Origin of the sequence: Cupriavidus sp. GA3-3 (assembly GCF_000389805.1) — a bacterium.
Taxonomy (GTDB): Bacteria; Pseudomonadota; Gammaproteobacteria; order Burkholderiales; family Burkholderiaceae; genus Cupriavidus; species Cupriavidus necator_D.
Genome location: NZ_KB944505.1, coordinates 45,041 through 56,683, shown reverse-complemented (window position 1 = coordinate 56,683; position 11,643 = coordinate 45,041). Strand labels below are relative to the sequence as shown.

Genomic DNA, 11,643 nt, shown 5'->3' with positions numbered 1-11,643 from the left:
AATAGAAGGACATCATGGCGCCAGTGCAATTCCACCGGCTGCAGATCGCCGAAGTCGTCACGGAAACTGACCAGGCGCATTCGCTGGTATTCGCGCTGCCGGACGGCCTGCGCGATGCGTTTGCCTACCGTCCCGGGCAGTTCCTGACCCTGCGCGTGCCCGTGGACGGCGTGCCGCTGCAGCGCTGCTATTCGCTGTCGAGCACGCCTGAGGTGGACAACGCCCTGCGCGTGACGATCAAGCGCGTGCAGAGCGGGCGCGTGTCCAACTGGATCTGCGACCACCTGGGCGCGGGCGATACGGTCGAGGTAATGCCGCCCGCCGGGGTGTTCACCCCGCCCGCGCTGCATGGCGATTTCCTGCTGCTGGCCGGCGGCAGCGGCATCACCCCGGTGCTGTCGATCGCCAAGGCGGCGCTGCGCCACGGGCGCGGCGCGGTCACGCTGGTCTATGCCAACCGCGACGAGCGCTCCATCATCTTCCGCGAGGCGCTTGCGGAACTGGCGCGCAACCACCCCGGCCGGCTGCGCGTGATCCACTGGTTGGACAGCGTGCAGGGGCCGCCCACGCAGCGCCAGATCGAGGAACTGGTGCGGCCGTGGAGCATGGCGCAATGCTTTGTCTGCGGGCCCGGCCCGTTCATGGACGGCGCCCAGGCCGCGCTTCAGGCCCTGGGGGTGCCGCGCGGGCAACTGCACGTCGAGCGCTTCGTGTCCTTGCCCGATGTGCCGGCGGCCAAGGCACCGGCAAGCGGGGCCGCCAGCGCGGGGGACACCGCCACGGCATCGCCCGCGCCCGCGATGCGCGGCGCCGCACTGACCGTGCAGCTCGACGGCGAGATCCACCACGTCGGCGTGGCGCCGGACGAAACCGTGCTCGACGCGTTGCAGCGCGCCGGCGTGGCCGCGCCCAATTCCTGCCGCGCCGGGCTGTGCGGCGCCTGCATGTGCCAGGTGACGCAGGGCGACGTGACGCTCGGCGAGAACCATGTGCTCGACCGCGCCGACCTGGAGGCGGGCTGGACCCTGGCTTGCCAGGCCCGCCCGTCCAGCGCCGAAATCCACCTGAAGTTCCCGGATTGACATGACCCCATCTGACATCATCGACGCCATTGCGGCACCGGCCGGCCTCGACCTCGACCTCGCCGCCGCCAACGACGACATTGCCGCGACCATTCCCGAGCTGGTGCGGCGCGCGGCCAGGCGCCACGGCGAGCGCATCGCCATCCAGGAAGACGGGCTGCGCCTCACCTACGCCGCGCTCGACGCCAGCCGGATACAGGCGGCCCGGGCGCTGATGGCGCTGGGTGTGCAGCCCGGCGACCGGGTTGCCGTCTGGGCGCCGAACTTCTCCGAATGGATCATCGCGGCGCTGGCCACGCACAGCATAGGCGCGGCGCTGGTGCCGCTCAACACGCGCATGAAGGGGGCCGAGGCCGGCGCCGTGCTGGCCGACAGCGGCGCGCGCCTGCTGTTCTGCGTCGACGCTTTCCTCGGCGAAAGCTATCCGCAGATGCTGGCGCCACACCGCCCCGCCACGCTGGAGCGGCTGGTGATCCTGCGCCCCGGGCAGGGCCGGACGCCCGGCCCCGACGAGCTGGCCTGGGAAGCCTTCCTCGCGCTGGCGCCACAGGCGGACATGGCGGCGTTCGCCAAGCGCGAGGACGGGGTGCGCGGCGACACGCTGATGGACATCATGTTCACCTCGGGCACCACCGGGCGTCCCAAGGGCGTGATGACCGCCCACGCGCAGAACCTGCGTGCCGTCGACGGCTGGGCCGCCATCACCGGGGTGCGGCCGGGCGACCGCTACCTGATCGTCAATCCGTTCTTCCATACCTTTGGCTACAAGGCCGGATGGCTCGCCGCGCTGTCGCGCGGGGCCACGGTGCTGCCCCACCTGGTGTTCGACGCCGAGGCCGTGATGACGCGCGTGGAGAACGAACGCATCACGGTGCTGCCCGGGCCGCCGACGCTCTACCAGACCCTGCTTAACGCGCCGCGCCTGCGTGAGTTCGACCTGTCGTCGCTGCGTGTCGCGGTGACCGGTGCCTCGGCGATCGCGCCCGCGCTGATCCAGCGCATGCGCGACGAACTGGGCTTCGACACCATCATCACCGGCTACGGCCTGACCGAGTCGTGCGGCTTTGCCACGCTGACCCGCGCCGGCGACGACGCCGAAACCGTCGCCGCCACCTCCGGCCGCGCCATGCCGGGCATCGAGATCCGCTGCATCGATGGGCAGGGGCAGCCGGCCGCCACCGGCGAGGCGGGCGAGGTGCTGGTGCGCGGCTACAACGTGATGCAGGGCTACTTCGGCCTGCCCGAAGCCACCGCCGAAGCCATCGACAGCGAAGGCTGGCTGCATACCGGCGATGTCGGCACGCTCGATGCGCGCGGCTACCTGCGCATCACCGACCGCATCAAGGACATGTTTATCGTGGGCGGCTTCAACTGCTATCCGGCGGAGGTGGAGAAGCTGCTGGTGGCGCATCCGGCCGTGGCCCAGGTGGCGGTAGTGGGCATCCCGCACGAGCGGCTCGGTGAAGTGGGGCGTGCCTACGTGGTGCTGCGCCACGGCGCGCGCGTGGACGCCGAAACCCTGATCGCCTGGGCGCGCCGGCACATGGCCAACTACAAGGTGCCGCGCGAGGTGCTGTTCGTGACGTCGCTGCCGGTCAGCGCGGCAGGCAAGGTGTTGAAGTACCAGTTGCGTGAAGCCTGATGAACAAGGAACCGATCATGACCGACATTGCCGCCATTGCCGACCGCGTCGCGCGGCTGGAAGCCGCGGAGGCGATCCGCGCGCTCAAGCTGCGCTACCTGCGCGCTTGCGATGACAAGGATCCTGACGCGATGCGCGCCTGTTTCGTGCCGGACAACGCGCATATCCACTATGACCGGATCGGCAGCTTTGCCGGGCGCGAGGCACTGGTGCAGTGCTTTGCGGAACTGGCGTGCCGGCCGACGCTGCGGGAGATGCATTTTGCGGGGCAGGGGGATATCCGTGTGCTGGATGACAATCTGGCGCAGGGCAGCTGGGATCTGGCCTACCTGGCGCTGGATGATGCCAGTGGTTCGCGTACCTTTCTAACGGGACGTTATGCGGATGAGTATGTGCGGATCGATGGTGCGTGGCTGATTCGCTCGACGATGTTCACGACGGGGTTGGTGTCGCAGGGAGGGTAGGAGGCAGCGCTTGTTTGCACCCCTTTCCCGCTTGCGGGAGAGGGGTGCGCATGCGAGAGGTGGTGGCAATTTCCAACGCTCGCGCGCGCCCAATTCCTATTCCACAATCGCCGGATGCACCGGCGGGGGCCCGCCCAGTGCCTGCCGGTACGACGGCGGCTGCACCCCTTCCGCATCGACGATGCCATAGGCCAGCGCCGCCTCGGCGCTAATCAACACCCGGCCGGACTTTTCCATCAGCGCAGGGTCGCGGTACAGCGCATCGATAATCCTCCCCGTGAACTCCGGCGTCTCCGCCACCGGCGCGAAGCCCGCGTACTTGTCCGGATGCTTTTCCCATACCCGCAGTGTGCGCGCAGTGCGCAGCGGCCCCATCCACAGCGACACCGCCGCGACGCCGTAGGGCCGCAGGTCGACCGCCATGTCGTGCGCGAACTTGTCGATGCCCGCCTTCTGCGCGCCGTAGGCCGGACCGTGCATATAGCAGTTGGCACCGAATGACGAGGTGAACACGATCAGCCCGCGGCCCTGCGCGGCCATCATGGGCGCGGCATGCCAGCTGGCGACGTAGCCTGAGCGCAGGCCCACGTCGAGGATGCCGGCCATCTCCAGTGGCTTCTGCCAGAACGGCCCCGGCATGATGAGCTCGTCGTGCAGGAAGGTCGCATTGTTGACCAGGATGTCGATCCGACCGGATTCCTCTCGCACCCGCGCGAACAGACGCGCCACCTGCGCATCGTCGCGATGATCGCACGCGAGCGCGATGCCGCGCCCGCCCAGCGCATCGATCTCGCGTGCGGTGGCGTGGATGGTGCCGGGCAGCGGCGCGCTGCCTTCCTGCTCGGTGCGTCCGGTCACGTACACCGTGGCGCCTGCCGCACCGAGCGCCAGTGCAATGCCCCTGCCGGCACCGCGCGAGCCGCCCGTGACGACGGCGACGATGGCCTGTTCCGCCTGCTTCATGTGTGTCTCCTTCATTGATGTCATCGAAGCTTGGAACGGGCACGGCATCGCGACATCCTTCGTTCGGACTAAGCGATACCCGGTCCGGATACTCCACGCGGACGATGGCCCCCGGCGCGGCAAGGCCGACGATAGTCCCCATCCCAACGACTGCCCGCGCGGCGTATCGCGGCGCTGGCGGTCACAACAAGGAGTGAGACTGGCCATGTCTGAACTGGAGTGCAAGGAAGCCATCCATGCCCTGACCTGCCGCTATGCGCAGGCGGTGGACCGGCGCGATTTCCCGAAACTGGCAGCGCTGTTCACGGCGGACGCATGGCTGAGCGGGCCGGGCTTCCGCATGGACGGAGCGCAGGCGATTGCTGACGGCATGGCATCGCTCGGCCAGTACAGCGCCACGCAGCATCACGTGCACCAGCAACTGGTCGAAGTCGATGGCGATACCGCGACCGGCGAGACCTATTGCGTGGCCAACCACCTGTACGAACAGGACGGCGTGCCGCGCAAGCTGGACTGGGGCATCCGCTACCACGACCGCTTCGTGCGGCGCGACGGCCAGTGGCGCGTTGCCGCGCGCGAGCTGGTGGTGGACTGGACGCAGGACCTGCCGCTGCGAGGGGCATGATGACGACGACCCGTGTACTGGAAGGCAAGACAGCCCTCGTCACCGGCGGCGCCGGCGGCATCGGTGCGGCCAGCGCGCTGGCGCTGCTGCGCGACGGCGCGACGGTGGTCCTCATGGGGCGGCGGGGCGAAGCGCTGGAAGCGGCACGGCGCAGCCTGTGCGCGCAGGTGGCCGGCGCCACCGTGGCAATCAGCGCCGGCGACGCTTGCCGCGAGGATGACGTGCAGGCCGCGCTGCAGCAAGCCTGGGAGCTGCAGCGGCGCCTCGATATCGTGGTCGCGACCGTTGGTGGGGGCGGCTTCCGTCCGCTGCTGATGCATGACGCGGCCTCGCTGATGGCGGAGCTGGAGCTGAACATCGCCAGCGCATTCCTGGCGGTGCGCCACGCATCGCCGCTGATGGCACCGCATGGCGGCACCATCGTCTGTATCTCGTCGAACGCGGCGCGCATGACCTGCCGCTGGCTGTCGGCGTACTGCGCCGCCAAGGCGGGGCTGGAAGCGTTCGTGCGCACCGCGGCCGAGGAGCTGGCGGGATGCGGCATCCGCGTCAATGCGGTGCGGCCGGGGCTAACCCGCTCCGGCGCGACCGGGCCGATGTTCGACAACCCGGCCATCCTCGACAAGTTCGTCGCGCAGATGCCGCTGGGCCGCGCCGGCGAACCGGACGACATTGCCAGTGCGGTGCGCTACCTGGCGGGGCCGGAATCGGGCTGGGTGACCGGCCAGAGCATCGCCGTGGACGGTGGCAGCGAACTGCGCGGCAATCCCATCCTCGATGAAACCGTGGCTGCGGTGTATGGCGAAGCCGCGCTGCAGGCCGTGCTGGCCGGCAGGATTCCCGAAGCCGGCTGACGCCGGCAACTCAAGGAGAGAAACGATGCATCAAGTCAGGGACAAGGTTGCGCTGGTCACCGGCGCGGCCAGCGGGGTAGGGCGCGCCGACGCGCTGATGCTGGCGGCCGAAGGCGCGCGCGTGGTCATCAGCGATGTCAACCAGGAGGCCGGGCAGGCACTGGCCCGCGAGATCGGGGATGCGGCCATGTTCGTGCGCCACGACATTGCCAGCGAGGAGGACTGGCGCAAAGCCATGGCCGCCACGCAGGACCGCTTCGGCCGGCTCGACGTGCTGGTCAACAATGCGGCCATCTGTCCGCTCGGGTCAATCGAGGAAACCTCGCTCGACAGCTGGCGGCAGGTCATGCGCGTCAATGCCGACGGCTATTTCCTGGGCTGCAGGTTCGGTGTGCAGGCAATGAAGGGCAACCCCGCCGGGGGCTCCATCGTGGTGATGTCGTCGGTGGCGGCGCTGGGCGGGCTGCCCATGATGTGCGCATACAGCGGCGCCAAGGGCGCCGTTACCGCACTGACGCGCAGCGTGGCCGTGCACTGCAAGCAGAACGGCTACCGGATCCGCTGCAACTCGATCCATCCCGATGGCGTCTGGACGCCGATGACGCAGGCGCTGGTGCCGGACCTGGATCCGGCCACGCTTGGTATCGGTACGGACCCGATGGCACGCATGTGCCAGCCGGAGGATGTGGCCAACCTGGTCCTGTTCCTGGCTTCGGACGCGTCGCGCTTTATCAATGGCGCCGAATTGCGCATCGATAACGCGCAGTTGATCTCGGGGCTATAAAGCCTGTAAGGCCGGCTGCGGCGTTCTGCTTGCGCGGGCCGCCGCAGCGTACGGCTAGCTGTACTGCGTCACGATCTCGCCGACCGTGCGCAGGATGTCGCGGCGGCGATAGCCGAGCAGGGCGGCTTCGGCCGCATCCGGCTCGTAGTAGAGCGTGTTGCCCCGGCCGAAGCAGATGGCCGAGTCCGGCAGCAACGGATGCTCCTGGTCGATGACAGGCGGCACCGGGCGGCCCGCGTCGCGGAAGAAGGCACCGAAATAGTCCTGGAACGACAGGTTCTCGTCCCCTACCAGGTAAGCCTTGCCGTTTTCACCGCGCAACAGCGCGCCTTCGATCGCTTCCGAGAGCGAAGTGGCCGAGATGAAGTTGACGCCGCCGGGCGGCGCGAAATCCGGCATCGGCGCAAAGTTGCCGCGCGCGTAGTCGGTATAGGCCTTGAACATCGGCACCATCAGGCCCGGCACCGTGCCCACGACGAACGGCGCGTTCACGCTGCTCACGCGGAAGGCATCGGTGGCCAGCGCGCGAACGCCTTCGTCGGCCAGCTTGCGCGAGCGGATATAGGCGTTGTCCTCGGCCAGCTGCGGCTGTGCCTGCGGGTAGAAGCTGCCGACGTAGACGGCGACCCGGATCCCGGCAGCGCGCGCCGCGCGCAGGAAACGCGGCACGCCCTCGATGTTGGCGCGTTCCCAGTGTGCGGCCTCGTCGCCGCCAGGCGGCACGTGACGCACATCGTTGCCGGCGGCAAAGACCAGCGCGTCGAAAGCGCCGAGCTGCGCGGCCGGCACGTCGTTGGCGATGTAGTCGCAGCGCAGGAAGTCCAGCCCGCCCAGCGCCGTGCCGGGCGCGGGGCGGTTGCGCCCCGCGATGGTGACCTCGTGCCCGCGGCTGCGCAGGTGCAGGGCCGCGTGGCCCCCGATCATGCCGGTGCCGCCGACGATCAGTATCTTCATGCTTGTCTCCTTGGTGGGGTGGTGTGGCCGCGGTGCGCGGCCATCAGAGGTTCATGCCGTTGCCGCCGATGACCGGCATGTTGGTCCACGCGCCCTTGGGGTCGCGATACCAGCCGGCCGCGGCCAGCGCGCCGCCATTGACATGCAGCGCCGTGCCGGTGATCCAGGCCGCGCGCTCGCTGGCCAGGAACAGGATGCCGTCGGCAATGTCGCGCGGCGTGCCGAAGCGGCCCAGCGGAATCCAGCGCGGGATATGGTGCTGGTGTTCTGCAGCGACCATCTGCGACACCGGAACCTGCGGCGTTTCGGTGGTCTCGGGGGCGATCAGGTTGACGCGGATCCCCGCCGGCGCCAGCTCCAGCGCCAGGCTCTGCGTGAAGCCGGTGATGGCGGCCTTGAAGGCGCCGTAGACGCTGCAGTAGGGAATGCCGCGGAAGGCCTCGATCGACGACACCGTGACGATGCTGCCGGCGCCACTGCGCCGCAGCAGCGGCAGCATGGCGCGCGTGACGGTGAAGACGTGGCCCAGGTTGGCGGCGTAGAGGCTGGCGATCTCGTCGTCGGCATAGTGCTCGAACGGCTTGGCGATGCGCAGGAAATCGCCGACGTTGTTGACCAGCACGTCCAGCACCCCGAAACGCTGTTCGACCTGCGCAGCCAGTTCGCGCACGGTGCCGGCATCGGTGGCATCGCCCTGTACCACCAGCACTTCCGTGCCGGGCTTGTTCAACAACTCCCGGGCTTGCCCGGCGCGCTGTGCTTCGATCTCGATCAGCGCCACGCGCGCACCCTGTTCCAGGAAGGCTTGCGCGGTGGCGAGCCCGATGCCGGCGCCGCCGCCGGTGACCAGCACGGTCTTGTCGGTGAAATCCATCTGAGTCGTTCTCCTTCGGTTGCCCTGTGGTGTGCGGCCATTTGATCGGCGGCAGGCGGGACCGGCATCGTCCGATTGCAGGTCAGGGAAAACACTTAGATGGTGCAAACCAGGGCGAACAAGGGCGCCGCGCGCCGGACATCGGCAGGCAGCCTCCCTATAATCTGCGCTGCCCAGGTGCCGCAGAGCACCGGCCAGTCCATGCATGGGGCGAGGAAACAGGAGACAGACAATGTTGATGGCGACCGTTGAGGCGCAAGGGGTGGCGTCGCCCTGGTTTGCGCAGTCCGGACTGAGCCTGCCGCAATTCAGCGCGCTGCTGGCGGCGGTCTACGAAGGGCCGATGGAACCCGTGCCCTGGGGCCGCGCGCTGGAAATGCTGCGCAAGCAACTTGGTGCCAGCTATGTGAGCTTCATCCTGCGCTCGCCCGCGAGCGACCGCAGTGGCATCGCGGTGCACGCGTCGCAGGACGGCACTTCGCTGGAGGCCGAGGCGTCGTACAACACCTACTACTACGCCATCGATCCCTTTATCAACCTGCCCACGGACCGGGCCGTGACGGTCGACGAAGCGATGGGCGCCGGCAACTGGTGCCGCAGCGAGATCTACCGGCAGTTCCTGCAGCCGCTTGGGGTGCGCTACCTGCTGGGCGCCGACATCCGCACCGAAGACGGGGTCGAGTGCCGGCTGCGCGTCTGCCGCCAGCACGACGCGCAGGACTTCTCCGAGGTGGACAAGGCGGCGTGCGCCACCATCCTGCCGCACCTGAGGCGCGCGGTCCGGCTGCATTCCAGGCTGGATGTGGTCGAATCGGAGCGCAGCCTCTATGCGGGCGCGATCGACCGCATGCTGGTGGGCATGGTCATCCTCGACGCAGCCGGCGCAATCCTGAAGAAGAATGCGGAAGCCGACGAGATCCTGGCGGAGAACGACGGCATCCGCCTCAACGGCGCCAACTTCGAGATCGCCTACGCACAGGAAAGCCGCAAGTTCCAGTACCTGCTGCGCCGCGCCCAGATGGGGCATCACGGCAGCGCGCCGGCGCTGGCCGAAGCCATGTCGATCACCCGCCCCTCGGGGCGCGGCAAGCTGGGCGTGCTGATCCGCACCATTCCGCTCAGCGAATGGTCCGAAGACCACCGCCATCGCCCGGCCTGCGCGGTCTTTATCCGCGATCCCGAGCGCAAGTCGCGCGCCTCGCACGAGGTGGTGCGCAAGCTGTTCGACCTCACGCCCGCCGAGACCGCGCTGGCGCTGGTGCTTGCCGACGGCATGACGCTCGACGAAGCCGCCGAGGCGCTGGGCACCAGCAAGAACACGGCGCGCGCCCACCTGCGCGCGATCTTCTCCAAGACCGGGGTCACGCGGCAGGCCACGCTGGTGCGCATGCTGCTGAGCAGTGTGGTGACGCTCGGCTGAGCGCCAGGGCGTCATCCACGCACGCGTGTTCCAGGGCACGCGTAACTCCCTCGTGGCCCGACGATCGGTTCTCCTAGTCCGAATGGAGGATGAGTCCCGCCATGCGCGCCCCTAGCATGCATCCGACAAGCGGGCGCGGCACACGGATGGCACCTCAGACGGACGCAGCGACGCGTGCTGTCCGCGCTTGGTCCTGTTCCGCGCACGCATCAACCTGTCCGGCCCCGGCCGGCACCTGTACCAGGGAGCGTGGAGCATGGAAAAAGTCATCTATATCGTCTGGCGCGATTCTCAGACCGAGCCGGGGGAGTTCGCGCGCCGGCTGCGCACGACGCTTGCGGACAAGCTATTGGCGCTGGGCGCGCGCGGACTGCAGGTGAACGTGGCCGATGACGCGGTGTTGCCGGCCGCGGGCCTGCGCCAGGCGAATACCCGCCCGCAGATGGACGGGCTGGTCTCGGTCTGGATGGACAGCGCCATCGACCGCCTGCGGCAGCCGTTCGACCAGGCGATCGCGGCCGCCGTGGGCCGCATGGCCGGCTACCTCGTGACCGAGTCCCAGCCCATTCGCAATACACGTTTCCCGGCCGCGCCCGGCGAACGCACGCCCGGCTTCGCGCAGCTTGCCTTCCTTACCCGGCCGCCCCGGCTTACGCCGCAGGCCTGGCTGGACATCTGGCACAACCACCACACGCCGGTGGCGGTCGAGACCCAGGACAACTTCCTCTACGTGCAGAACGTAGTGGTGCGGCCGCTCACCTACGCCGCGCCGCACTACGACGCCATTGTCGAAGAGGGCTTCCCCGATGCGGCGATGACCGACCCGCAGGCGTTCTTCGACGCGGCCGGCGACGAAGACAAGTTCCAGCGCAACCTGCAGGCCATGATGGAAAGCTGCCAGCGCTTCATCGACTTCGACAAGATCGACGTGATCCCCACCAGCCAGTACCTCGTGCGCCCGGCAGCGGCGTGACGCCCGCGCCGGACCGGCTAGTCCCACTGGACGATGTGCCGGGCTCCAGCGCACGGAAGAATGGTCCCATCAGCCAGCAGTGGCAACGAACCTGAGGAGACCGGCATGTTGGATATCCGTGCGCTTGGCTACATCGTGGTCGAGTCCACCGACCTGGGGCAATGGCGGCACTATGCCGAACAGGTGCTGGGCATGACCTGTTCCGGCGCCCCCGGCGGTGCGCTGTACCTGAAGATGGATGAGCGCGACTACCGCTACCTGGTGGTGCCGGGCGCGCGCGACCGCTACCTGGCATCGGGCTGGGAGCTTGCCGACGAGCCGGCCTACCGCCATGCGCTCGACACGCTGCGCCAGGCGAACGTTGAGGTCGTGCACGCCAGCGCCGCGGAACTGGCACAGCGCCGCGTGCAGGCCATGGCCTGGTTTGCCGATCCCTCGGGCAACCGCCATGAGATCTCCTGGGGCATGCGCTCGGACTTCCTGCGCTTTATCTCGCCGGTGGGCGTGCCGCGCTTCGTCACTGACCCGATGGGGGCGGGCCATGCGGTCCTGCCCGCGCCGGCCTTCGACGAGACCTATGCCTTCCTGTGCGAGGTGATGGGTTTCGGTTTGTCCGACATCTTCCGCGTGCGCTTTACCAATGACCCGGCCGAACCGGAAAAGCGCATCCACTTCCTGCATTGCGGCAACGCCCGCCACCACAGCCTGGCGATCTTCGAGATGCCGTCGGAAGCGGGCTGCATCCACGTGATGGCCGAGGTTCCGGACATGGCCGAGGTGGGCCGCGCGCTGGACCGCGCGCAGCAGCACGGCGTGAAGCTCTCGGCCACGCTGGGCCAGCACTGCAATGACCGCATGACTTCCTTCTACATGAAGACCCCCGGCGGCTTCGACCTCGAGTTCGGCCACGGCGGCCTGGAGGTGGACTGGAGCCACCACGCCGCCTACGAGGCCACGCGCGTCAGCCTGTGGGGACACGACTTCAGCATCGGATACCGCTAAACACAT

Annotated in this window: 12 protein-coding genes; 9 read left to right on the top strand and 3 right to left on the bottom strand. The window is 68.5% G+C overall.

Annotated elements, in window-relative coordinates; all coding sequences use genetic code 11:
- Positions 1-14: 14 nt before the first annotated feature.
- Genes C265_RS30250 through C265_RS30240 form a run of 3 tightly spaced genes read left to right on the top strand, consistent with a single transcriptional unit; the run spans position 15 to position 3,188 of the window.
- The gene (locus C265_RS30250; RefSeq protein WP_010813993.1) at positions 15-1,082 is read left to right on the top strand and encodes a ferredoxin--NADP reductase; all 1,068 of its coding nucleotides are present in this window, start codon (positions 15-17) and stop codon (positions 1,080-1,082) included.
- A 1-nt stretch (position 1,083) separates the two neighbouring features.
- Complete coding sequence (locus C265_RS30245) at positions 1,084-2,724, top strand: FadD3 family acyl-CoA ligase (RefSeq protein WP_010813992.1); 1,641 nt, start codon at positions 1,084-1,086, stop codon at positions 2,722-2,724.
- Positions 2,724-3,188, top strand: coding sequence for a nuclear transport factor 2 family protein (locus C265_RS30240; RefSeq protein ID WP_010813991.1), 465 nt, complete (start codon positions 2,724-2,726; stop codon positions 3,186-3,188). The genes C265_RS30245 and C265_RS30240 overlap by 1 nt, the downstream gene beginning before the upstream one ends.
- Before the next feature lie 96 nt (positions 3,189-3,284).
- On the opposite strand, the gene C265_RS30235 is transcribed toward C265_RS30240, so the two are convergent.
- A complete protein-coding gene (locus tag C265_RS30235; RefSeq protein ID WP_010813990.1) occupies positions 3,285-4,151 on the bottom strand; it encodes an SDR family NAD(P)-dependent oxidoreductase in 867 nt (288 codons plus the stop codon).
- Positions 4,152-4,356: 205 nt separating this feature from the next.
- On the opposite strand from C265_RS30235, the gene C265_RS30230 reads away from it, so the two are divergent.
- From C265_RS30230 to C265_RS30220, 3 genes are read left to right on the top strand one after another with little or no spacing between them, the layout of a single operon-like run.
- The gene (locus C265_RS30230; RefSeq protein WP_010813989.1) at positions 4,357-4,776 is read left to right on the top strand and encodes a nuclear transport factor 2 family protein; all 420 of its coding nucleotides are present in this window, start codon (positions 4,357-4,359) and stop codon (positions 4,774-4,776) included.
- Positions 4,773-5,630: an SDR family NAD(P)-dependent oxidoreductase gene (locus C265_RS30225; protein WP_010813988.1), complete on the top strand. Its 858-nt coding sequence runs from the start codon at positions 4,773-4,775 to the stop codon at positions 5,628-5,630. Before C265_RS30230 ends, C265_RS30225 begins: the two co-directional genes overlap by 4 nt.
- 25 nt (positions 5,631-5,655) lie before the next feature.
- Positions 5,656-6,414, top strand: a complete 759-nt coding sequence (locus C265_RS30220) for a glucose 1-dehydrogenase (protein WP_010813987.1) — start codon at positions 5,656-5,658, stop codon at positions 6,412-6,414.
- Positions 6,415-6,468: 54 nt separating this feature from the next.
- Here C265_RS30220 and C265_RS30215 read toward each other — a convergent pair whose 3' ends face one another.
- Positions 6,469-7,368: an NAD(P)-dependent oxidoreductase gene (locus C265_RS30215; protein ID WP_010813986.1), complete on the bottom strand. Its 900-nt coding sequence runs from the start codon at positions 7,366-7,368 to the stop codon at positions 6,469-6,471.
- Between the two features lie 43 nt (positions 7,369-7,411).
- Positions 7,412-8,242 (bottom strand): SDR family NAD(P)-dependent oxidoreductase, encoded by an 831-nt coding sequence (locus tag C265_RS30210; protein ID WP_010813985.1) that lies wholly within the window; start codon positions 8,240-8,242, stop codon positions 7,412-7,414.
- Between the two features lie 232 nt (positions 8,243-8,474).
- Between C265_RS30210 and C265_RS30205 the strand changes: the two genes are divergently transcribed.
- The 3 genes from C265_RS30205 to C265_RS30195 all read left to right on the top strand — a co-directional run bounded on the left by C265_RS30205 (position 8,475) and on the right by C265_RS30195 (position 11,637).
- Positions 8,475-9,662: a helix-turn-helix transcriptional regulator gene (locus C265_RS30205; protein WP_010813984.1), complete on the top strand. Its 1,188-nt coding sequence runs from the start codon at positions 8,475-8,477 to the stop codon at positions 9,660-9,662.
- Positions 9,663-9,918: 256 nt separating this feature from the next.
- Positions 9,919-10,635: an EthD domain-containing protein gene (locus C265_RS30200; protein WP_010813983.1), complete on the top strand. Its 717-nt coding sequence runs from the start codon at positions 9,919-9,921 to the stop codon at positions 10,633-10,635.
- 105 nt (positions 10,636-10,740) lie between these two features.
- Positions 10,741-11,637, top strand: coding sequence for a VOC family protein (locus C265_RS30195; RefSeq protein WP_010813982.1), 897 nt, complete (start codon positions 10,741-10,743; stop codon positions 11,635-11,637).
- The last annotated feature ends 6 nt before the right edge of the window (positions 11,638-11,643 follow it).